At 44.0% G+C, this 22,564-nt stretch carries 26 protein-coding genes; 15 read left to right on the top strand and 11 right to left on the bottom strand.

Annotated elements, in window-relative coordinates; all coding sequences use genetic code 11:
* The first annotated feature begins 92 nt into the window (after positions 1-92).
* Both recF and KG118_RS01995 read left to right on the top strand, forming a co-directional pair.
* Entirely contained in the window at positions 93-1,232 is a 1,140-nt protein-coding gene (recF, locus tag KG118_RS02000) for a DNA replication/repair protein RecF (protein ID WP_117711245.1), read from the top strand.
* Positions 1,229-1,519 (top strand): DciA family protein, encoded by a 291-nt coding sequence (locus KG118_RS01995; protein WP_009122563.1) that lies wholly within the window; start codon positions 1,229-1,231, stop codon positions 1,517-1,519. Before recF ends, KG118_RS01995 begins: the two co-directional genes overlap by 4 nt.
* 72 nt (positions 1,520-1,591) lie before the next feature.
* On the opposite strand, the gene KG118_RS01990 is transcribed toward KG118_RS01995, so the two are convergent.
* From KG118_RS01990 to gap, 6 genes are all read right to left on the bottom strand, one after another.
* A complete protein-coding gene (locus tag KG118_RS01990; protein WP_233514873.1) occupies positions 1,592-2,101 on the bottom strand; it encodes a 5-formyltetrahydrofolate cyclo-ligase in 510 nt (169 codons plus the stop codon).
* On the bottom strand, positions 2,043-3,788 hold the full coding sequence (locus KG118_RS01985) for a S41 family peptidase (protein ID WP_117711168.1): 1,746 nt from the start codon (positions 3,786-3,788) through the stop codon (positions 2,043-2,045). The genes KG118_RS01990 and KG118_RS01985 overlap by 59 nt, the downstream gene beginning before the upstream one ends.
* A 76-nt stretch (positions 3,789-3,864) precedes the next feature.
* The gene (locus tag KG118_RS01980; protein ID WP_117711169.1) at positions 3,865-4,302 is read right to left on the bottom strand and encodes a dCMP deaminase family protein; all 438 of its coding nucleotides are present in this window, start codon (positions 4,300-4,302) and stop codon (positions 3,865-3,867) included.
* A 14-nt stretch (positions 4,303-4,316) separates the two neighbouring features.
* Positions 4,317-4,835: a DUF4847 family protein gene (locus tag KG118_RS01975; RefSeq protein WP_117711170.1), complete on the bottom strand. Its 519-nt coding sequence runs from the start codon at positions 4,833-4,835 to the stop codon at positions 4,317-4,319.
* Complete coding sequence (locus tag KG118_RS01970) at positions 4,832-6,889, bottom strand: M3 family metallopeptidase (protein ID WP_117711171.1); 2,058 nt, start codon at positions 6,887-6,889, stop codon at positions 4,832-4,834. Before KG118_RS01970 ends, KG118_RS01975 begins: the two co-directional genes overlap by 4 nt.
* A gap of 140 nt (positions 6,890-7,029) precedes the next feature.
* Positions 7,030-8,040: a type I glyceraldehyde-3-phosphate dehydrogenase gene (gene gap, locus KG118_RS01965; RefSeq protein ID WP_009122556.1), complete on the bottom strand. Its 1,011-nt coding sequence runs from the start codon at positions 8,038-8,040 to the stop codon at positions 7,030-7,032.
* A 141-nt stretch (positions 8,041-8,181) separates the two neighbouring features.
* On the opposite strand from gap, the gene mscL reads away from it, so the two are divergent.
* Entirely contained in the window at positions 8,182-8,616 is a 435-nt protein-coding gene (mscL, locus tag KG118_RS01960) for a large-conductance mechanosensitive channel protein MscL (protein WP_117711172.1), read from the top strand.
* 129 nt (positions 8,617-8,745) lie between these two features.
* Here mscL and KG118_RS01955 read toward each other — a convergent pair whose 3' ends face one another.
* Positions 8,746-9,921, bottom strand: coding sequence for a TlpA disulfide reductase family protein (locus KG118_RS01955; protein WP_117711173.1), 1,176 nt, complete (start codon positions 9,919-9,921; stop codon positions 8,746-8,748).
* A gap of 661 nt (positions 9,922-10,582) precedes the next feature.
* On the opposite strand from KG118_RS01955, the gene KG118_RS01950 reads away from it, so the two are divergent.
* From KG118_RS01950 to gmd, 5 genes are read left to right on the top strand one after another with little or no spacing between them, the layout of a single operon-like run.
* Positions 10,583-11,116: a UpxY family transcription antiterminator gene (locus KG118_RS01950; protein ID WP_117711174.1), complete on the top strand. Its 534-nt coding sequence runs from the start codon at positions 10,583-10,585 to the stop codon at positions 11,114-11,116.
* A gap of 16 nt (positions 11,117-11,132) precedes the next feature.
* The gene (locus KG118_RS01945; protein WP_117711175.1) at positions 11,133-11,615 is read left to right on the top strand and encodes a UpxZ family transcription anti-terminator antagonist; all 483 of its coding nucleotides are present in this window, start codon (positions 11,133-11,135) and stop codon (positions 11,613-11,615) included.
* Between the two features lie 37 nt (positions 11,616-11,652).
* Positions 11,653-12,288, top strand: coding sequence for a sugar transferase (locus tag KG118_RS01940; protein WP_117711176.1), 636 nt, complete (start codon positions 11,653-11,655; stop codon positions 12,286-12,288).
* A gap of 36 nt (positions 12,289-12,324) precedes the next feature.
* Positions 12,325-13,650 (top strand): lipopolysaccharide biosynthesis protein, encoded by a 1,326-nt coding sequence (locus KG118_RS01935; protein WP_117711177.1) that lies wholly within the window; start codon positions 12,325-12,327, stop codon positions 13,648-13,650.
* 7 nt (positions 13,651-13,657) lie between these two features.
* A complete protein-coding gene (gene gmd / locus KG118_RS01930) occupies positions 13,658-14,749 on the top strand; it encodes a GDP-mannose 4,6-dehydratase (protein WP_117711178.1) in 1,092 nt (363 codons plus the stop codon).
* Positions 14,750-14,885: 136 nt separating this feature from the next.
* Here gmd and KG118_RS01925 read toward each other — a convergent pair whose 3' ends face one another.
* Genes KG118_RS01925 through KG118_RS01915 form a run of 3 tightly spaced genes read right to left on the bottom strand, consistent with a single transcriptional unit; the run spans position 14,886 to position 15,915 of the window.
* Positions 14,886-15,299, bottom strand: a complete 414-nt coding sequence (locus KG118_RS01925) for an N-acetylmuramoyl-L-alanine amidase (RefSeq protein ID WP_117711179.1) — start codon at positions 15,297-15,299, stop codon at positions 14,886-14,888.
* Complete coding sequence (locus tag KG118_RS01920) at positions 15,296-15,403, bottom strand: smalltalk protein (RefSeq protein WP_158560991.1); 108 nt, start codon at positions 15,401-15,403, stop codon at positions 15,296-15,298. Before KG118_RS01920 ends, KG118_RS01925 begins: the two co-directional genes overlap by 4 nt.
* Positions 15,404-15,438: 35 nt before the next feature.
* Positions 15,439-15,915, bottom strand: a complete 477-nt coding sequence (locus KG118_RS01915; protein ID WP_117711180.1) for an HU family DNA-binding protein — start codon at positions 15,913-15,915, stop codon at positions 15,439-15,441.
* A gap of 190 nt (positions 15,916-16,105) precedes the next feature.
* Here KG118_RS01915 and KG118_RS01910 point away from each other — a divergent pair, with 190 nt between their 5' ends.
* A complete protein-coding gene (locus KG118_RS01910; RefSeq protein ID WP_117711181.1) occupies positions 16,106-16,348 on the top strand; it encodes a DUF4248 domain-containing protein in 243 nt (80 codons plus the stop codon).
* 55 nt (positions 16,349-16,403) lie between these two features.
* Here KG118_RS01910 and KG118_RS01905 read toward each other — a convergent pair whose 3' ends face one another.
* The gene (locus tag KG118_RS01905; RefSeq protein ID WP_117711182.1) at positions 16,404-18,509 is read right to left on the bottom strand and encodes a BT4734/BF3469 family protein; all 2,106 of its coding nucleotides are present in this window, start codon (positions 18,507-18,509) and stop codon (positions 16,404-16,406) included.
* A 182-nt stretch (positions 18,510-18,691) separates the two neighbouring features.
* Between KG118_RS01905 and KG118_RS01900 the strand changes: the two genes are divergently transcribed.
* The 6 genes from KG118_RS01900 to KG118_RS17605 all read left to right on the top strand — a co-directional run bounded on the left by KG118_RS01900 (position 18,692) and on the right by KG118_RS17605 (position 22,534).
* Entirely contained in the window at positions 18,692-18,877 is a 186-nt protein-coding gene (locus KG118_RS01900; protein WP_117711183.1) for a hypothetical protein, read from the top strand.
* A gap of 344 nt (positions 18,878-19,221) precedes the next feature.
* Positions 19,222-20,004 (top strand): AAA family ATPase, encoded by a 783-nt coding sequence (locus tag KG118_RS01895; RefSeq protein WP_117711184.1) that lies wholly within the window; start codon positions 19,222-19,224, stop codon positions 20,002-20,004.
* A gap of 3 nt (positions 20,005-20,007) precedes the next feature.
* On the top strand, positions 20,008-20,295 hold the full coding sequence (locus KG118_RS01890; protein WP_158560992.1) for a hypothetical protein: 288 nt from the start codon (positions 20,008-20,010) through the stop codon (positions 20,293-20,295).
* The gene (locus tag KG118_RS01885) at positions 20,292-20,888 is read left to right on the top strand and encodes a DUF4435 domain-containing protein (RefSeq protein ID WP_158560993.1); all 597 of its coding nucleotides are present in this window, start codon (positions 20,292-20,294) and stop codon (positions 20,886-20,888) included. The genes KG118_RS01890 and KG118_RS01885 overlap by 4 nt, the downstream gene beginning before the upstream one ends.
* A 107-nt stretch (positions 20,889-20,995) precedes the next feature.
* Entirely contained in the window at positions 20,996-21,787 is a 792-nt protein-coding gene (locus tag KG118_RS01880) for a glycosyltransferase family 2 protein (RefSeq protein WP_117711186.1), read from the top strand.
* A 27-nt stretch (positions 21,788-21,814) separates the two neighbouring features.
* A complete protein-coding gene (locus KG118_RS17605; protein WP_117711187.1) occupies positions 21,815-22,534 on the top strand; it encodes an acyltransferase in 720 nt (239 codons plus the stop codon).
* The last annotated feature ends 30 nt before the right edge of the window (positions 22,535-22,564 follow it).

Below are 22,564 nucleotides of genomic sequence, written 5' to 3'. Positions count from 1 at the left end.
AGCGGCATCTTTTTTTATTTTACATCCCAAAACCGCAGAATTATTTTGCTTTGCATTATCTTTGTGCAGAAAAGCCAAAGATGTGCCGCCATATGATACTGAAACGTATATCTATACTCAACTATAAGAATCTGGAGCAAGCGGAGCTTGCTTTCTCTCCGAAGCTGAACGCATTTTTCGGACAGAACGGAATGGGAAAGACAAACTTGCTGGATGCTGTTTATTTCCTGTCTTTCTGTAAGAGTGCGGGCAATCCCATCGACTCGCAGAATATAAGGCATGATGCGGACTTCTTTGTTATTCAGGGCTTCTACGAGGCAGCCGACGGTACGCCGGAAGAAATCTACTGTGGCATGAAGCGCCGGCAGAAAAAGCAGTTCAAGCGGAACAAAAAAGAATACACGCGTTTGTCCGACCATATCGGTTTCTTGCCGCTGGTAATGGTATCTCCCGCCGATTCGGCATTGATAAACGGAGGCAGTGACGAGCGCCGCCGCTTTATGGATGTAGTGATTTCACAGTACGACAAGGAATACTTGGATGCGTTGATTCGCTACAACAAGGCATTGGCGCAGCGAAACACATTGCTGAAAAATGAAATGCCGGTAGAAGAGGAACTTTTTCTGGTGTGGGAAGAGATGATGGCGCAAGCCGGTGAAGTGGTGTTCCGTAAACGGGAAGAGTTCATCAGTGAGTTCATTCCTATTTTTCAGTCTTTTTATTCGTTTATTTCGCAGGATAAGGAGGCAGTAGGGTTGACTTATGATTCGCACGCCCGTGATGCTTCCTTGCTGGAAGTGTTGAAGGAGAGCCGTATGCGTGACCGGATTATGGGTTTCTCTCTCCGCGGAGTGCATAAAGACGAATTGAATATGTTGTTGGGTGATTTCCCAATCAAGCGGGAAGGTTCGCAAGGCCAGAACAAAACGTATCTGGTGGCTTTGAAGCTGGCGCAGTTCGACTTCCTGAAACGGACAGGGGCTACGGTTCCCTTGCTGTTGCTTGATGATATTTTTGACAAACTGGATGCTTCGCGTGTAGAACAGATTATCAAACTTGTGGCGGGAGATAGTTTCGGACAAATCTTTATTACGGATACTAACCGCGAACATTTAGACCGTATCCTGCATAAGGTAGGCAGCGATTATAAGATGTTTCGTGTGGAGCAGGGCGAAGTTTCGGAAATGGAGGAAAACACCATATTGACCGATGAGGAGGAAATTAAGAGATGAAACGGAATGATGCCGAACAGATAGGGAAGCTGATACGAAGTTTCCTGCGACAGGAAAGTTTGGAGTCTCCGCTGAACGAGCGGCGGCTTATCAGTTCGTGGGCTGAGGTTTTGGGACCGACTATCGCCTCCTATACGCGCGAACTTTATATTAAGAACCAAGTGCTGTACGTGCATCTTACCTCCGCCGCTCTCCGTCAGGAGCTGATGATGGGGCGGGATTTGCTGGTGCGTAACCTGAACCGGCACGTAGGGGCGCAGGTGATTACTAACATTATATTTCGGTGATACTTTCCCGTTGCTTTCTCCTCGCATCATCTTCAGCGTATCCGCGTGTGGTATGAGCGTGGTAGTTAGTTTTCATTGTAGTGTTATGATTTCATCCATACGGATGTCGAACGGCTCCGCAGGAACTTCTTCTACGATTTGAAACGGAAAACAAATGCCGGCTTTGTAGGCAGACGGTATGCGGGGAAGCAGCCGGTCGTAATATCCTTTTCCTCTTCCCAGCCGGTTTCCTCTACGGTCGAAGGCTACACCCGGAACGGCGATGAAGTCTATTGCGGCATAGTCGGTGAACAATGCTCCGGTAGGTTCCTCAATGCCGTAGGCGCCAACGGCAAGGTCTGTAGGTCCTGTATAGGCACGAAGCTCCAAATCGTTACCTGCGACGACGGGCAGAAGTATTTGTTTTTCAGTACTCCATTTCCTGATGAATTCGTGCGTATCTACTTCGTCCGGTAATGAGTGGTACAGCAATATAATGTTTGCCGCCCTGAAAGCCGGGTGTGCTTCGAGGGCGGCAAGTATCTCAGCAGACTGTGACTGATGCGTAGTGGTAGATTTGTGAAGGGTCTTCAGCAGAGCCATACGCTTGCGCAGTTCTTTTTTCTTTTCCATTCTTGTTCTTTTCTTCTTCTTGGTCCGTTTGTAGCGGGGCTTTCGGGAAGGCTTCTCCGCGTTCCAGTATTTCCAATGCTTTCTTTACGGTAGCGTCACTCTCATTGATGTATCGGATATAGGCTTCTTTGCCTAACGTGTTGTAGATGATGTTGCCATAAAGGTTTCGCTCCATCAGCTTGTAGGAGCGATGTATCAGCAGATTGCGTCTTTTCACCCCTTTGGAGTCGGCAAAACGTATGAATTGCTCTACGATACCCTGGCGGCGCAGGTATTTCAGTAAATCCTGTTCGTTGTCGAAAGCGCTCAGTTTGGCACGGTTACGGTCGGTGTACTGGAAGCTGAACTGTATAATCAATCCCTTGTTGCCGACCTCTATCAGATAGGAGGAAACTCCGGTTGTATCTTGCGGTACGAAAACATCGGGCATGATGCCCCCTCCGCCATAAACGGGACGTCCCAATCCGGTGGAGTAGCGCAGGTTCTCGTCGAGTTTGATGCTGTCTTTCGAGAAGAACTCTCCGTGTTCGTAGCGGGTCAGCCAGTCCATTTCGTATTTGGAGTCCTTGCCGCTTTCGTAGGGGCGCTGGATGCAGCGTCCTGATGGGGTGTAGTAGCGGGCGATGGTGAGACGAATGGCGGAACCGTCACTGAAATCAATGGGTTGTTGTACCAATCCCTTGCCAAAGGAGCGGCGTCCTACGATAGTTCCCCGGTCATTATCCTGTATGGCGCCTGCAAAAATTTCGCTGGCAGAGGCGGAGCCTTCGTCCACCAATACCACGAGCGGTATCTTTTGGCAGCTGCCCGTGCCGTTGGCATATTCTTCCATGCGCGGATATTTACGTCCCTGTGTATATACAATGAGTTTTCCTTCCGGGAGGAATTCGTTTACCATACGTGTGGCGGCTTCCATGTAACCGCCGGTATTGCCGCGCAGGTCGATGATGAAACCTTTGCATTTCTGGTGGCTCAGCTGGGCGATGGCATTCAGTAGCTCCACGTGTGAAGTACGCCCGAACTTGCTGACTTGTATGTAGCCGAAATCATCGTTCAGCATATAAGCGGCGTCAATCGTATTTTGGGGAATATCTCCACGCGTAATGGTGAAGTCCAGCAGTTCTTTTTCGGTGGCGCGCTTTACTCCCAGCTTCACTTGGGTGCCTTTAGGCCCTTTCAGGTTGCGCATGGCTTTTTCGTTAGTCAGTCCTTTGCCTGCGAACAGGCTGTCGTTCACCATGACGATGCGGTCGCCTGCCATAAGTCCTACCTTTTCGGAAGGACCGCCCTGTATCACGCTGTTTACGTGTATGGTATCTTCCTGTATGGTAAACTGGATACCTATACCGCTGAAGCTGCCTTCCAGTTCGGAGTTGACTTCTTCCAGTTTCTGGGCGGGAATGTAGGTGGAATGGGGGTCGAGCTCTGCCAATATCTGCGGCATGGCTTTTTCTACCAAATCAGTCATGTTGACGCTGTCCACATACTGGTCGTCTACCACTCGCAGCAAGGCATTCAGCTTGTTGGACGAGCCGTTGATAATACCCAAACGGTTTCCTGCGAAATGTTTGGCATAAAACGTTCCGATAAGGATACCCGCTACTACGCTGATTGCGATGATAAGCGGTGTAAATCGGGAGGAGTTCTTTGTACCCATAATGATATGTACTATTTTACAATTTACTATTTACTATTTGGCTGCGCACGGAGTTTCAACTTTCAACTTTTAACTCTTAACTTTCAACTGAAACAAATACCACCTCAATGCCTGCGCGTTTCAGCAATTCGATGCCGTCTTCCAGACGATATTTCTCGGAGTATACAACACGTTTGATACCTGCCTGAATGATGAGTTTGGCGCATTCTATGCAGGGAGAAGCTGTGACGTACATTGTGGCGCCGTTGCTACTGTTGTTGGAACGTGCTATCTTGGTAATGGCATTGGCTTCGGCATGGAGTACATACGGCTTGGTGACGTTGTTTTCATCTTCGCATACATTCTCAAAGCCGGAAGGCGTACCGTTATATCCGTCAGAAATAATCATTTTGTCCTTAACGATGAGTGCACCTACCTGTCTGCGTTGGCAGTAGGAGTTTTCCGCCCATATACTTGCCATACGTATATAACGCTTGTCCAGCGCTTCTTGTTTGTTTTTCGTAGTCTCGTCCATATCTTTAGTTGTATTTAGCGGGCTGTAAATCCCATTACTTTCGTTGTATTTCCGTCTTTAAAGTAGAGGGTCAGATTATGTATATCCCCTTCGTACTTGAATACGTTCAGCACACCATTGTTGAATACCTTTGCCAGTTTATCGCTTTCCGTACCGATAACTTTCCCGCTAATCTTTATGCTATGTTCTTTGCCGTCTATTCTCAGCGTGGCATCGCTGATGTTCGATTTTACGGCATGTGCGTTGACTGTACCGGATATTTCTCCGTTCACGTCGGCGCAGTTGAAGTTTAAGGTGAAGTTTCCCTCTACTTTGAGCAGTTCACGGCTGGCTTTCTCTTCTGTTTCGTTGTTCCACAAGCCCTGATAAAATTGTTCCTTCCCTTTTTCGGTGGCTATGCGGGCTAATTTCCAGGTCTTGTTGTTGAAGATTTCCATTACGTCGTCTTCGTTGTTGCAAGCGCTGAAGCCAAGAAACATGGTCATTATCATCAGGCAGCAGCCGATTACTTTTATATTTATTTTTTCTTTCATTTCTTGATTCCGTTTCTGATTAATAGTGCATCTATGGTAGGCTCTTGTCCGCGAAAACGCTTATAGAGCGTCATCGGATGTTCCGTACCACCTTTCGACAGGATATTTTTGCGGAAAGAGTCGGCTACATCCGGGTTGAAAATGCCGCGTTGTTTAAACAGGGAGAAGGCATCCGCATCCAGTACTTCCGCCCATTTATAGCTGTAATATCCGGCAGAATATCCGCCGGCAAAGATATGCGAGAACTGGGTACTCATGCAAGTCTCCTCCACAACAGGCAGAATCTGCGCTTTCTCCCAAGCCTGTTTCTCATAGGCTTTGACGTCTCCTTCAAACGGGGTATTGCGTGTGTACCATGCCATATCCAGCAACCCGAAACTTACTTGGCGCAGGCAGGCATAGGCGGCGTTGAAGTTCGAAGAGTCCACAATGCGTTGCACCAGTTCGTCGGGGATGAGCTCACCGGTCTGATAGTGACGGGCAAAGGTATGCAGGAACTCTTTCTCAATGGCGAAGTTTTCCATGAACTGGGAAGGCAGTTCCACGAAGTCCCAATAAACGTTTGTGCCGCTCAGACTTTCGTAGGCGGAGTTGGCGAATATTCCGTGCAGGCTGTGGCCGAACTCATGCAGAAAAGTTTCCAATTCGTCAAAAGTCAGCAAGGCAGGTTTGTTTTGCGTAGGCTTGGTGAAGTTCATTACGATAGACACGTGCGGGCGACTGTTCTCATCGCTTTTCTCGTCTATCCACTGTCCTTTGTAGCTCGTCATCCATGCTCCCGAACGTTTTCCGGCTCTGGGGTGGAAGTCGGTATAGAGTACGGCAAGGTATGTACCGTCTTTGTCGAATACCTCGTAAGCTTCCACGTCTTTGTGATAGACGGGGATATCCGTATTTCTTTTGAATGTGATGCCATACAGCTTGCTTGCCAGTCCGAAAACACCTTCTTTCACTTTGCTCAGTTCAAAGTAGGGGCGGAGCATCTCATCGTTGATACTGAACTTCCGGTCTTTCAGCTTTTGAGAATAATAACTCCAGTCCCATGGCATAAGGATAAAGTCGTTTCCTTTTTCACTGCGTGCCAATGCCTGTACTTCGGCATACTCTTTTTGTGCAGCGGGCGTATAGGCTTCCAGCAGTTGGTTCAGCAGCTTGTACACGGCATCGCTGTTTTGCGCCATTCGTTCCTTCAGGTTGTATTCGGCAAAGTTGTCGTAGCCCAGCAGTTGGGCTATTGCCATATGGGTATTGGCGATTTTCTTTACGATTTCCAGATTGTTGCAGGCATTATCGTGCGTGCATTTTGTATTATATGCCATGTAGAGTTCGCGGCGCAGGTCACGATTGTCGGCATACGTCATAAAAGGGCTGTAGCTTGGTGCGTGCAAGGTAAATACCCAGCCCTCTACGCCTTTTTCCTGTGCGGCTTCTGCGGCGGCGTCAATGGCGCTTTCGGGCAGGCCGGAAAGTTGCGACTTGTCTGTCAGCACCAGTCGGTAGTCGTTCGTCTCTTTCAGGGCGTTTTCACTGAATTGCAAAGTAAGCAGGCTTAGCTCCTTGCTTAAGTTGCGATATTGCTCTTTGGAGTCTCCTTGCAGATTTGCCCCGTTACGGACAAAACCGTTATAAATATCTTCCAGCAATTTGGATTGTTCGGGAGTAAGTCCGGATTTGTCCGTCAGCTCATATACGGCTTTGATGCGTGCAAATAGTTTTTCGTTGAGACTGATATTGTTCTCATGTTCGCTCATCAGCGGCATGATTTCACGTGCCAGTTCCTGCAGTTCATCACCGGTTTCGGCACTGAGCAGATTGCCGAACACCGTGTTGACACGATGCAGCAGCTCTCCGGATTTTTCGTAGGGTACTATCGTGTTCTCAAATGTAGGCGCATCGGGGTTATTGATGATGGCGTCTATCTCTGCATTTTGTCGGCGGATGCCTTCGTGGATGGCAGGCGCATAATGTTCGGTCTTTATCAGGTTGAAAGGAACAGTTCCGTGCGGCGTGGCATACTTTTCAAAGAAAGGGTTTGAGGCTTGTATCATAGTCATAAAGCAAAGTAATATTAGCGTAAGTTTGAATCTTGTCATAACTGATTTGTTAGAAAAAATAATTGAACTGCAAATGTGCAAAAAAAATAGGCGACTTCATAAAAGAAGCCGCCTATTTTTTATTATTTTCTAACTGTATATTAGCAGTTAACAGATGCCATGTGAGCAATCAGGTCAAGAACCTTGTTAGAATAACCGATTTCGTTGTCGTACCAAGATACAACTTTTACGAAAGTGTCAGTCAAAGCGATACCGGCCTTAGCATCGAAGATAGAAGTACGAGTATCACCCAAGAAGTCAGAAGAAACAACTGCATCTTCAGTGTAACCCAGAACACCCTTCAATTCGCCTTCAGCAGCTTCCTTCATGGCAGCGCAGATTTCAGCGTAAGTAGCCGGTTTAGCCAAGTTAACAGTCAAGTCAACTACAGAAACGTCCAAAGTCGGAACACGCATAGACATACCGGTCAGTTTACCGTTCAAAGCCGGGATAACTTTACCTACGGCCTTAGCAGCACCTGTAGAAGAAGGGATGATGTTACCTGCAGCAGCACGACCACCTCTCCAGTCTTTCATAGAAGGACCGTCAACTGTTTTCTGAGTAGCAGTTGTAGAGTGAACAGTAGTCATCAAACCGTCAGTGATACCCCATTTGTCGTTCAATACTTTAGCGATAGGAGCCAAACAGTTAGTGGTACAAGAAGCGTTAGATACGAATTGAGTACCCTTAACGTAAGTCTTCTCGTTAACACCGCAAACGAACATCGGAGTGTCATCCTTAGAAGGAGCAGACATTACAACGTATTTTGCACCGGCTTCGATGTGAGCCTGAGCTTTGTCTTTGCTCAAGAACAAACCTGTAGATTCAACTACGTATTCAGCACCAACTTCGTTCCATTTCAAGTCAGCCGGGTTTCTTTCAGCAGTGATACGGATAGCTTGACCGTTAACAATCAGCTTGCTGTTTTCAACATCAGCTTCGATAGTACCGTCGAATTGACCGTGCATTGTGTCATACTTCAGCATATAAGCCAAGTAATCTACCGGGCAAAGGTCGTTGATACCTACGATTTGAATATCGTTTCTCTTCATTGCAGCGCGGAATACGAAACGTCCGATACGTCCGAATCCATTAATACCTACTTTAATCATTTTGTTTAAACTTTTAAGGGTTTTATAATGTTTAAAATTAAACTTTCAAACTTTTTCTGCATTTCTTTTATGAATTGCGGTGCAAAAGTAAGAAAATGTTTTTATATTCGTACTTAAATTCATAATTAAATAATTGAAAAGATGGGAAAAAGTTCATTTTTACAGGAATTTAAGGCTTTTGCCATGAAAGGCAACGTGGTAGATATGGCTGTCGGTGTCATCATCGGTGGTGCGTTTGGCAAGATTGTATCTTCTGTTGTGGCCGATGTGATTATGCCGCCTTTGGGCTTGTTGATAGGTGGCGTAAATTTTACCGACTTAAAGTGGGTGATGAAGCCTGCCGAAGTGGTGGACGGTAAGGAAATTGCCGCCGTAACGTTGAATTACGGTAATTTCCTGCAAGCTACTTTCGACTTCCTCATTATCGCTTTCTCTATCTTTATGTTTATTAAACTGATAACCAAATTGACGGAGAAGAAAAAAACAGAAGCGCCTGCCACTCCGCCCGCTCCCCCTGCACCAAGCAAGGAAGAAGTATTGCTGACTGAGATTCGCGATATCTTGAAAGAGAAATAACTCTCAACTGCCTGTTGGTATAAAGGCGGTTCGTAAATGTAAATATCCTTGGAAGATGTTCAGACTTCTTCCGAGGATATTTATATTTGTGACCTTGTAATAATTTTATGGGTGGAGCCTGAAGCGTTCTCACTTTATCAGTTCTTTCATTTTTGCTTTCAGAGAACCTTTACCGTAGCCTGCCCATATCTGTTGCACCTTTCCTTCAGGCGAAATCATTACATAGTGAGGGATGCCTTTTACTTGATAGCTGGCTCCGAGTTTGGTGCTTCCTTTGCGGAGTTCATTCCATTGGTTACCTTTCAACTGTTTTTCGGCTATAAACTTTTTCCATGCGTCTTTGGGATCTTGACTGATGCTTACCACTTCCATCCTGCCTTTATACATTTCGGTGATTTCTTCCATTTCGGAAAGCGATTGTACACATGGACCGCATCCCTGACTCCAGAAATCCAATAAAATATATTTGCCTTTGAACTCGGTCAAGTGGCGGACATTTCCATCCAAATCGTATAAATCACCATCTACCATTTCATCACCCACGTTCACCTCTTCCGGCAGATTTAAATAAGCAGTAATAAGCTGTCCTGTTTCGGTCTGCTTGTCGGCTTCGGACATGCGTGTGTAGAGTGAACGGATTAAGTCTTGATTGCCAAATTTCTGATTGTATTGCAAAAATGAGCAAAAGAGTTGATATTTGTCCAGCCATACAGGCGTAACCGGAGCTGTTTTCATGTAGTTCAGTTCGGCCATGTAGACAAGGCTGTCCAATGGATTGCGCAATGTACGCAAGGAATCTATCTTTTTCCAGTCAAGACCTTGTTCTTTTTCAAGCCGAAACAGGTCATATTCCTGAGCCATCCATTGCATAATGCGTTTTCTTTCTGAGGGGCATAAAGCCATAAAATCATTGGATGCTTTTTGTTGGGCTATGTCACTGCTGACGTTCCATAAAGGAAGGAGACGGTCATTTCCTGTTATGTGGACGTATTTTCCGGATTGTATCCATACATTCAGCCACATGCCGGGGAATCCTTTATCATTGGATAGTAAGAGTAATTTTTTAGGGGTTACACCGCTGATAGTATCTTGGAAAGAGAATTTTCCGTTGATTACTGTATCTTGTTGGATGGTTGTGAGTAGATTTCCGTTTTCTTTCAATAGCCGAATTACCGTACTGTCCGGTACATTCGCCAGCTCTCCTTGCATAAGAAATTCACCTTTGGGCACTTTGGGGGTAGAGGAACAACCTGCCAACAGTCCTCCTGTCAGCAGGAAACAGATAGTCATAATACGTCCTTTCATTTTGTCGGTTTTTAGTTACACATTATGTTGGCGAAATAATAAAGCTAAAACGTTGATTTTTACAAATACTATAACCCCAAACTCATATGCAATATTCGTAAATTTTTTAGTCATCTGCAAGTAAATGGTAGGAAATTTGATTAACAATCAGGATAATGACTGTTTTTGAAATTTTTTCTGAATTTTCCAACTTAAAGATTGTTGGAATTCCATGTATAATTATATTAAAGTATAATTGGAAAATAAATGTGTAATAGTTTGTTTTTAGAAGAGTTTGAAGGATGTAGAAAGTGTTTTTTAAACGTTCGTTTAATGTTCGCAAAGATAAGAGGTATTTTTGAAATGAACAAAGTGTTTAATAAAAATATTATCTCTGTTATTGAAATATAGGGTTTAAGTATTTGTACCTCAGTTAATTATTTTTTTTATATATTATTTGAAGTTTCTATCTGTTTTTCTGTATTTCAATAGTTCTCTATTCTGAAATATTGACGTTTTTTAAACGAACGTTTAAAAAACACTTTTTGCTTTTAATTCATTCGTTTGCAATACTTTATAGACGCTAAACTAACATATACGGTTTGACCGAGAACAGATGTCTCGTTCAAACCGCGAAGCGTACCCGAACCCGAAGGATTTCTCTTTATTACATTATTCTTAAGTGGTTGACACACAGAAATATTGGTTTGCTGCCCGTACGCGTGACAAACAGGAATTTGCAGTATGTAAATCCCTTGCCAAATTGAAGTCTGAGGAGCATTTGGATGTGGATTACTACCTTCCCACCCGTATTGTGGTTTCCCAGTTGAAGTACCGTCGCAAGCGCAGTGAAGTTCCTGTAATCCGTAATTTGGTCTTTATCCATACTACCAAGCAGACAGCCTGCGACCTTTCCAATGTCTATGGTGTCCGCCTTTTTTATATGAAAGACCTTTTCACCCGTTCCATGCTTATCGTTCCCGACAAGCAGATGTCGGACTTTATGTTCGTAATGGACTTGAATCCGGCCGGTGTCAGTTTCGACAACGCATCCCTTGTGGTAGGTGACCGGGTGCGTGTTGTCAAGGGTGACCTCAGCGGTGTTGAGGGCGAAGTAGCCGTCGAGTCCAATAAAACGTATGTCGTAATCCGTATCAAGGACATCTTGACCGCCAGCGTCAAGGTTCCCAAATCCTATCTGAAGATAATCCAATAAATATCATAAATCCCGCATGAATGATTTGATTTCTCGTGCTCTTGAGCTTCAGCGTGTTGCTCACGAGCTGATGTATCTTGGTGTAGACGGTGAACCGCTCTATTCAGACACCTTTTGCCGGCTGAATAAGGACGTCCTTGTGCAGTGCGATTCTCTTTTTCCTCTCCGCAGTACCCTTCCCGAGGAGGAAGCTAATCTTTGTCTGGCGCTCCTGTTGGGCTACAACGCAACGATTTACGACTATGGGGATAAGGAACAGAAAAAACAGTCGGTGTTAGACCGTTCCTGTGAAGTGCTCGAACAACTCCCCGCTTCCTTGCTGAAAGTCCGTTTGCTCACTTATTGCTACGGAGAGGTCTATGAGGATGCTATGCTTCGTGAGGCCCATAAGATAATAGCAGGTTGGGATAGGAATTCCCTGTCTTTGGAGCAAGCCGAGATAATCGAGGAACTCCGGAACATAGAGGAGAATCCTTATCCTTACGAAGTGATGGAGTAGCGTGAACATGAAACTAAACTAAGACTATTATAATTCTATGGATCCAATTGAAAAAGACGATCATTTCATACCCGACGGTATGAACGCCTTTGAACGTAATGTAAAGCGTATCGGTGACTGTCTTCTGGCACTTGGCGCGCTCATTGTTTTTTCTCCTTTATTTTTAATCTGTTATATAGCTGTGAAGCGTGAGGACGGCGGTCCCGCAATATTCAAGCAGGAACGTATCGGCAGATTCGGCCGTCCCTTTTACATCTATAAGTTTCGTAGCATGAAGCTGGATGCGGAGAAGCATGGCCCTGCCCTTTATGCGGGTGAAGGGGATTCTCGCATGACCAAAACCGGTAAGTTTCTTCGTGACCATCATCTGGATGAGCTTCCCCAGCTTTGGAATGTGTTTTGCGGTGATATGGCCTTCATCGGTCCTCGCCCCGAACGCCAGTATTTTATAGACCAAATCATGAAGGAGGATTCCCGTTATCGCTATTTATTCCAGATTCGTCCGGGAGTTACTTCATATGCCACGCTCTATAATGGCTATACCGATACGTTGGAGAAAATGCTTCGTCGTCTTCGCTATGATTTGTTCTATTTGGAGCATCGTTCTTGGGGATTTGATTTCAAGATACTTTTCATGACGTTTATGAATATTGCGTTCGGGAAAAAATTTTGATGTGTATATTTTTTCTTGTTTAGAATACGTATATTTATGAATGGGAACTCCCGTAGCATCGTTGTAAAAAAGAATATTATAACTTCTTTTTTTTTGAAATGTATTAGTATATTGATAACTTTACAAGTCGTTCCTCTAACTATTACTTATATAAATCCTACTAAATATGGCATTTGGCTAACTTTAAGCTCTATCATAGCTTGGTTGTCTTATTTTGATTTGGGATTTGCTCATGGTTTTCGCAACCGTTTTTCAGAAGCGAAAGCTAATGGAGATATTTTATTGGCAAGAGAATATGTTAGTACTGCTTATGCAGTTTTATCTGTTCTGTTTTTCGGTGTTTTTTTTATTGCGATTATTATTAATCACTTCCTTGATTGGAGTTCTATTTTGAATGTTGCTGCTATATATCGTTCCGAGTTGCATGACGTTTTTAATATATTGACCGTTTTCTTTTGTGTTAATATTGTCGCCAGCATATTTACTACGATGTTGACTGCGGATCAGAAGCCTGCATTGGCTTCATTGATACAGACAATAGGACAGGTGTTAGCTTTTATTTGTATCTATGTTTTTACAAAAATATTTTCGGGCAGTCTTATTCTTTTAGCTTTTGCATTTTCCGGAGTTCCTTGTATTTTATTGGTGATAGTTTCGATTATTATGTTCAAGTGCGAGAATTATAAATCTGTGTCCCCTGCTTTTCGTTTTATACGTTTTTCGTTAATAAAAAATATATTAGGACTTGGAGGGCAATTCTTTTTTATCATGCTTTCTATACTTTTTATTTTTCAGTTTACTAATATTATAATAGCTCGTATTGAGGGACCTGATGCTGTGACTCAATATAACATAGTCTATAAATATTTTAATGTACTCAACATGTTTGCCCTTATAATTTTATCTCCTTTTTGGTCAGCTTTTACAGATGCTTATGTCAAGAAGGATTTTTGTTGGATGAAGAATATGCTTCGGAAATTGGAGCGAATGTGGTTATTGTGTATTCCGATATCGATAATAATGGTTTTGGGTTCGAGCTTTGTGTATAAATATTGGATTGGTAGTTCTGTTTCAATTCCACTATCTTTATCTGTTTGCATGGCTTTGTATATTTTATTTCAAACGGTAGGTCATATTTATATGTATCTGATAAATGGAACCGGGAAGGTGCGTTTGCAGCTACTTGTGTATTTGCTGATTGCCATATTTGCGCTTCCGCTAATGCAGTTATCTTGTCGGTTGTATGGGGTGGAAGGAGTTTTAATAGTTCCTACTATAACTTTTGGATTGCAAGCCTTAATAGGAAAAATACAGATAACTAAAATTTTGAAAAATACAGCTAAGGGTATTTGGCTAAAATAATTAACCAATGAAACATATCGCACTCATCACCGGCATCACCGGTCAGGACGGCTCTTTCCTTGCCGAATTTCTTCTTGAAAAAGGATATGAAGTACATGGAACTATCCGTCGTTCTTCAGTAGATTACCGTGAACGCATCGCGCATCTTGAAGGTACTCCGGATTTTCACTTGCACTATGCCGATTTGGGTGACTCCATGAGTATCATGCAGATTATCGGCAAGATACGCCCAACGGAAGTCTATAATCTGGCGGCACAAAGTCATGTGCAGGTCAGCTTTGATGCACCGGAATTTACGGCGGATGTGGATGCCACAGGTGTATTGCGTGTACTGGAAGCTGTTCGTCAGAGCGGACTGGCGGAAACTTGTAAGGTATATCAGGCTTCCACTTCGGAACTCTACGGCAAGGTGGAGGAAGTTCCGCAAAACGAGCATACGCCTTTTCATCCTTATAGCCCGTACGCGGTGGCAAAACTTTACGGTTATTGGATTGTGAAGGAGTATCGTGAGGCTTATAATATGTTCTGTTGTTCGGGTATTCTTTTCAATCATGAGAGCGAGCGTAGAGGGGAAACTTTCGTTACCCGTAAGATAACATTGGCTGCCGCACGTATTGCGCAAGGCAAGCAGGATAAGTTGTATTTAGGCAATTTGTCCTCGTTGCGAGACTGGGGGTATGCCAAGGATTATGTGGAGTGTATGTGGCTCATCCTGCAGAACAAGACTCCGGAGGACTTCGTGATAGCCACAGGCGAACAACATTCCGTCCGTGAGTTTTGTCAACTGGCTTTCCGTTATGCAGGCATCGAGTTGGAGTTCCGGGGCGAAGGACTTGAAGAAAAAGGCATCGACAAAGCTACGGGACGTGTACTGATAGAGGTCTCGGAAGATTTTTACCGTCCTACAGATGTGGTGAACCTTTGGGGAGATCCCGCAAAAGCCCGTAAGAAACTGGGTTGGAATCCGATGAAAACTTCATTTGAAGAACTGGTAAGTATCATGATGAAACATGATATGGAAAAGGTGGCTGTAGAACGTGTTGCAGGACATATCCGTACGAACCTTGCGGAGTATTTGGAGAAGGGGATTGTGAAATAAATGCAGGGCACAAATAGATTATTGCAAGAATAGCTGTATATTTGCCGTATACAAACTCTATTTAAGTGATGAAAGTAGTGTTTGCTCCTGAAGTGGAAAAGGTGGCTGTTCTTTTTTCCACCTTTTCTCCTTTACCTTAAAGCCCCCTATATTCCGCTACTGCCTTAAAGCAGGGGCACTCTTTCATGGGATTCAAATCATGATGTCCCACCACCAACGCTTTCGGGAAGATTCGTTTCAGTTCGCGCAGCAGAGCTACCAGTGAGGCTTTCTGCGGTAGTGTGCGGGTGTCGTCCGGCTTCCGGTTGGTATCCAAACCGCCCTCGTAGCAGATGCCTATGGAATGACGATTGTGCCCTCGGCAATGTGCTCCGATTTTCTCCGGCGGACGGCCGCGATGAATTTCTCCGTCGCGCGTCACGTAGAAGTGATAACCGATGTCGCTAAAGCCGCGATGACGGATATGATCCATACGACAGTCTTCAAAACTCAGGCTCACGCCCTGAGGCGTGGCCGAGCAGTGAATGATGATAAGCGTGATGATTCTCATCGGCCTATGCAGGAACTAAGACCGAATACTCCCGCCAATGCAGTGGCTATCGCTACGATGGATTTGAGGATAATGCCCCATACTGATTTTGATTTTGTACTCATTGTATTTGGTGATTGGTGATTAATGGTTGCTATTCTCATCCCAGCGGATTATTATCGTCTCCACCGTCGGGGATATTATCTCCGTTTCCACCGTTGGAGCTTCCGCTTTCCACGGCATATTTGGAAGCCTCCTTCAGTTGGCCCTCCAAGTTGATTTGGGCGTTGCTCAATTCTCCGGTGGCACGTGCCCTGAGCTTCAGTCCTTTTACGTTGTCGGCAAGGGTGAAGGCGGCGGCTGAAGTTGCACCTTTCTTGCTGACGATGCCTACGGAGAATATGGCGAGGTCGTCCAGTTTGACATTCTTGCCGTCCAGAATGAGCTCCTTGATACAGGAAATCATGTCGGCAAGCACCCCTTTGATGACACCGGCGGAATAGGGTGTGTTATGGTTTGCCATGTGCTTGGCAAGCGCTTCGGCGTTGAAGGTTTCCTCGATTACGGGGCGGGCATACCAAAGCCCTTTCAGCGGGCTTTTTTCGCCCGTCATCTGATACTTTTTGTAACGAATCATTGTTCTTGTTTTTTTGAGTTCTTAAAATTCGGTTTACTATCTCTTTGTGATCACGATGCGAAGATACAACCATGTACAAGCGGGCTTGTCACTTTCAGTCCGTTAGGGTTCGTTATATACGGAAAGAGTAGCTTTGATGTGGAGATATTTCCGTATCTTTGTTCAATAAGAACTAACGAATTCAAGAGATATGGATATTTTTAAGATACGTACATACGGGCGGACGGAACTGGCCCAGATTTATTGCCCGGGTCTTTGCCCGCAAGCCGCTTTCCGCAAACTGAATCAATGGATAGATTTTCATCCCACACTGCGGAGCGAGCTTCATGCGTTGGTTCCTTCGGATAAGGTGCGGACATATACACCGGCACAAGTACGGCTCATTGTTGATGCGTTGGGAGAACCGGAAGGGGAGTTGAGAGTTGAAAGCTGAATAAAGTGGCACTTTAGACTCATAGAATAGCACTTTAGAGATGCAGAGTGGCACTTTAGAGATGCTCCGTATATCGCCCCATAGCATACGAGTTAGCCTGAATTTCGTCTCCCGTAAGTTCCACCATGCGGTATCCCCGCTTGCCACCGGTGCGTATGGGTTCGAAACCTTCTTGTTTGAGCACCATGCCTATTTTTACAGGACTCAGTTTTTGGCGGATACCGGAGTTGATGCGGCAAAGTATCTGTGAGTTGGTGATGAACATACATTTCTCGCCCGGCATGGGGCGGCGGTAATGAGTCAATATAAGTTCTCGTTCCAGGCAGGGTACTTCGAAATGCCTGTTGTGCAGGCTGAGGGCTTCAATCTCCTTGTCCTCCAGCCAGTAGTGGAAATCATTTTTCAGCAGGGCGTATGCTTGTGAATAAATACCGGCATAGTCTACGGGAAAGTCGTAGGGACTGTCAATGTTTTCCACCTCGAAGGGCAGCCAACGACGGTTTCCGGTGGGGTCTACAAGGAAGTGGGTGTTGTTGCTGGTTCCGCAGAAACTGGCGATGTGATTGCGATGCTCCTTGTAGTGTGCATAGGCAGCGCGCTCATTGACTACCTTCATGGTGGTGAGCGCTTTTATTTGGTTTACCTCCTGCGTTTCCATTTCATCCAGCTCTTCCAAGCATACAAGGGCAAATTCGGAAAGAGTGAGGAGGTCGTCTTTAGTAATGCGGTGGGCGTTGGATTTCAGGTAGAAGTAGCGGCGAAGTTCGGGCGCGAGCAGGTTGTTGAGCCAAGTGGTTTTGTAAATGCCTTGGCGGCCAATCAGCACCAATATTTCATGGTTCACCGTTTCCTTATCGAAAAGGGAGGCAACCATACCCACCAGCCACTTCTTGAAGTAAAAGGCAAAGGGGATGGTGTTGTTACGGACGTGCACGTGGGAGGCAAGCCGTGCAATATGGTCGGTACTCCCGTCCCAGGGTGGCAGATTCTCGAAATACTGTTCAAAGGGATTGAACGTATCGACAAATTCCGATTCAAGTACTGCCCGTATGTGGGCGGATTGTCCCGGTTTCAGTTCCTTGCACATCCGGCACCATAAGGTGTTGACATAGCGGTCGGTGAGCTCCTCATAGTCTTCACCGCCTTCGGCAGGCAGCACTTCGCACTTGCCGGTTACGGTGTTCTTGCGAAAAGAGCCCTGATTGCTGAGAAACTGTTCGATGTCTGCCACGGATGCCATAAATTCCTGTCGCTCATTGTCGGCCTGTGCCTGGTGGCGTGAGGGGAGTGGGCGGCTGCCGTGTTCCTTGATGTTGAGATAGCAGGAGGCGAAGATACTTGATACGTCACCGTCATAGTCGGCAAAACGCTCTTTTGCCCATTCGGTGGCTGTGGTCTGCGCCACTCCGTAGGCATTGAGCAGATAGCCCATTCGCATGATGTATTCGTTGTGGTGATGTTCTGTATATTCCACGCCTTCATCAGCCAGCAGGCGGGTGGCGGTGTCTATCACCCTTTGCAGGCGTCGGCGGTTTTTGGTGTTGTCCGCTGTTGTGCGGCCGGGATGCAGGTGTGTTTCTGCGGGTAGGCTGAAGGGGGCAGCGTCGGGATTGAAAAACAGGTTCTCATCATGTGCAAGTCCGCTCAGGCGAGTGGCGTTTTTGCATTTCAGGTCGCATTCGAGCCCGGTGAGGCGTGTGTAGTACTCGTTAATGGCAGCGAAGATACGGGTGTGGAGACGAAGATTTTTTTCGCAGTCATCGGTCAGTCCGGTGTATCGGCAAAGCAGGCGGATGCCTTGTCCGCTGATAGTAATGTGCTGGAGTAGGGTGTGTTTGTCGGTTCTGAGTAATTTCAGACAGCATTCCATACGTTCGGGCGGTACATGGTCGATGTCTACGGGGCAGAGCCCTGTCCATTCGCTGATGTTTGCTTTCTGTTTTCCGCCTTCAAAGCGCACGCTTACGGCGAAGCAAGGACAGGATGCCTTTTCGCGGGCAGCGGCGGTGACTTGTTCTTGCTTCAGGTAGTAGCGATGTTTTTCAGTATGCTCAAGCACTGTCTGATTATCGCGGAGAAGGTTGATGACTGTTTTCAGGGGAACCTCTATCGGACAGGTATCCGCGTAGCCTTTAAAAAGGCTGACTAAAGTATTTTCCATTGTTCGTTGTAGTTTGTATAACTTTTAAATGATGGCTGCAAAGGTGGGTATAATAACCGGAACTTTATAATAGCTTGTTTTCCACATAGGGAAAACAAGAGGCCTATATTTAACTGTAATTAACTTCACTGGTTCGAGCTGTTACGCACGAATATTCAATAATGTTTCTAAAACGATAAACAATGAAGCAAAATCCCGCTCCCAATGCTGAATTGGGAGATTTCCTGACTCTGTTGCAGGAAATGGTTCCGGTGTGCGGCAAGCACCTTACGGATCGTGTCATTTGTCAATGCACCGGCATGAGTAGCAAAACTTATACGAGTTTAAAGGGGGCTCCGTACCGAACCTCTTGCCGTACTATACGGTAATCTGTTTCTATCTGGACGAACTTATCGTTCGGGAAGATGCCGATACCCTGCATATTGTACTGAAAGAGTTGTACGAACGTCTCAAACTGGATTACTGCAACAGGTAGCGCCTTGATGCCTTGACACCTTGGCACCATCCTTGAGCAACTTTTCCTTATGCGCGCGCATGAGGAATGAGAGTTTGAGACTCGGAAAAAAATCTCTCTCCTGCGCGCGCGAGGAAAAGTTATGCAAGGGTGGTAACAGGGTGTCACAAGAAGGAGATAAGGACAGTAACGAAAGATGATAAAAAAGATTTGTACGCTTCAAAATAAGCTGTATCTTTGTGGTAGATACTTGTGACTATGAGCAGCGAGATTGGGAAATCATACATAAAAGAAGTGAAAATAGAAGGTCTTTGGGGCAGAAAAGACGTTCTGTGGCAAAATATACGCCCGGATATAAATATTCTTGTAGGCATCAATGGAAGTGGCAAAACTACTTTGCTGAATATGATTGATGCATATTATAGAAATGATGTCAGGGAACTGAAAAAATACATAGGCGATTTTTCCGGTATTCCTTTGTCAGATGAGGTGTATCCCGTTTTTTATCTTCGCTCTTATGACGTTCCGGTGTCGGATAAACGTAAGTCGGACAGTCCGTTGATGCAGGAATTGAATAATGTGGTTATACAAAATAAAGAAGGGCTTTCTTTCTTCAACTATCGTATGAAAATGTTGGACTATCCGCAGGAAGCTCCAAACATACAGCGAAATATTGACGAACTGTTTGAAATTATTGATGATATGTTTGCCGATACGGGAAAAAAAATTGCTATATCCAAAGGAAATAACAGTGCACTCGTTTTTCAGTTGGATAGTGATGTCATCAGTCTTGAACAGTTGTCGTCCGGAGAGAAACAGTTGTTGCTTATTTTATTGAAAGTTTTTCTTCAGGAGAAAAAGCCAGCTATTTTGTTGATGGACGAACCGGAAGTATCATTACATATTAGTTGGCAGCAACAGTTGCTTGATGCACTTCGACGGCTGAATGAAAATTGCCAGATAATTCTTTCGACCCATTCTCCCAGTATCTTTGCTAAAGGTTGGGGAGATAAAATAACCTATATGGAGGATTTGTATTAAGATATGCGTACGGCATCTCAAATAGCGGCCTATTACAAACAACTTGCGACAGACTATGCAGGTCAGGCTCTGTTGAGAAGATGCCGTGCCAGTATTCATTTGGAAAACAGAGATGATGAATGGTACTGGGACAGGATGTTGCAAAAATATCGTCCCGGCACGTATAATTATATTTATTACAGTCGTCATGAAGCCGGAGCTCAAACAAGTGGTTGCACGCAATGCTTGCAATTCAGAGAACATCTGTCATCTTTGTTTTTATATGTATTGATAGCGATTATAGGTATTTGAGACAAGAATCCGGCATTGATTACAGATATTATATTTGCCAGACTTATACATATTCTTGGGAGAATCATTATTGTGTGGCGGAACGTTTGCAAGAAAGCCTGCTCAGGAAGTTACCGGAACGTTCTTCACTCTTTGATTTCAATATTTTTCTAAAGTCTTATTCTTCGGTTGTCTACAGGTCCTTGTTGCTGTATTTGTTTATGGATAGGAAAGGGTTGCCGGGATTCACTCAAAAGACATTAAACGGATTGTCTGCGTTGCAGTACCAAACCGGAGATTTAGCGGATAATGGAGCAGCTGCAATTCAAAGGCTTCGTGCTTCGTTGGAATCCTTTACGAATCCGCTTGAAATCCAAACCGGTTTTGATATAGAGCAGGAAAAGAGTTTTTATGCAGTATTGGGATTGAGTGAGGAGAATGCGTATTTGCATTTCAGGGGACACAATGTTTATGATATGGTGCGCAGCATAGGCAGGCATCTGTGTAGTGGTACGAATGTCAGTTTTGAGTATGATATTCTGCTGGATTATTTAGCATTTGATACTTATTGGGAAATTAAAAAATCAGGAGAAAATTTGAGCCTGTTGTCTTAATCGAAATATTCATAATAGCATTTTATTGAAAATACAGTTCCCGGTTGCCGTTGGGTAATCGGTGTGTCTTTTATGCACTTTTTTTACATTCCAATCAAAAATAAATAATGAAAATATCAGTAGTAACCGTTTGCTACAATGCAGCGGACACAATTGAAAGAACTATGCTATCTGTTCTTAATCAGACGTATCATGACATAGAATATATTATTATTGACGGTGGCAGTACTGATGGTACTGTTGATATTATCCGAAAATATGCTGATAAAATAGCGTATTGGGCGAGCGAACCGGACAAGGGAATTTATGATGCGATGAATAAGGGGATAAAGGTGGCGACGGGGGAGTGGATTAATTTTATGAATGCGGGAGATTATTTTATGAATGAGGATGTTATAGGTGAAGTAACAAAACAAACTATAGGAAATGAGGATGTGCTTTATGGTGATACTTTAAAGTCCTTTTCTTTTGGAAAGTTCATAGAGAAAGCTTTTCCACTTTCTGAAATAGAGAAACATATGGCTTTTGGACATCAGGCAGCTTTCATAAGAACAGCATTACATAAGAAAAATCCTTATGACATAAATTTACGTTCATCTGCAGATTACAATTTGTTTTATGTTTTGTATAAACAAAAATCTATTTTTAGATACATTCCTATACTGATTGTAGCTTATGAGGCTGAATTTGGAATGTCTGCTAATAACTATATATTGGTACAAAAGGAAAATGCTATTATACATGGGGTTTCAAATCGATTATCATGGAAAATAATGTTTCTATATCGTGTCTTAATTTATAAGACCAAGGCTATTTTAAGAAAAATGATACCATTAAGTTTGGTAAATTGGCTGAGATGTAGAAGTGTAATGAGACAAGGGTTAGTAAAAGAAAATTGATATATCGACATTTAAATATTTTTTATTATGGTAGAATACGCTATTGTTTTACTTCTGATATGTATATTTCTCAAATGGATACTTTTTGTTGTTTTTGCTCCTCTGTTTTATTATGAGAATATGCGAACAAAGAAAAGAGTAGGAATGAAAGATACAATTAAAACCTTTACTCCAATTCTGAAAAAGAATTGGCTGATATGTGCAATTGCGCGGTATATAAATGGCTATAAGCGATATATGGATTTTCAAATAGGATTAATTCCATCTCACTCTATTAGAAACTTTTTATACAAAAATGTGTTTGGGGTACAAATGGGAGATAAAAGTATTATTTACTTTGGAGCAGAAATCCGTGCCCATGCCAACCTCTATATAGGGAAAAGAAGTATAATTGGAGACAGGGCTATATTGGATGCAAGAAATATAATTATCATAGGAAACAATGTAAATTTGTCATCAAATGTAAGTATTTGGACAGAGCAGCATGACCATAGAGACCCATTATTCCATTGCAATAGTTCACCTGATTTTAGGGTGAGGATAGATGATAGAGCTTGGATTGGTCCAAATTCTATTATCTTACATGGAGTGCATATCGGGGAAGGAGCAGTAGTGGCAGCTGGCGCTGTTGTTACAAAAGATGTACTTCCATATTGTATTGTGGCAGGCATTCCGGCTAAAAAAATAGGTGAAAGAACAAAACACCTTATTTATCAATTGGGAGATGAACCTTTTCCTTTCTATTAGGAATATTCAGGTTGTATCATCTCATCATAG

The sequence above is a fragment of the Bacteroides propionicigenes genome (genome assembly GCF_018390535.1).
Lineage (GTDB): Bacteria > Bacteroidota > Bacteroidia > Bacteroidales > Bacteroidaceae > Bacteroides > Bacteroides propionicigenes.
This window is presented reverse-complemented; position numbering and strand designations above follow the sequence as displayed.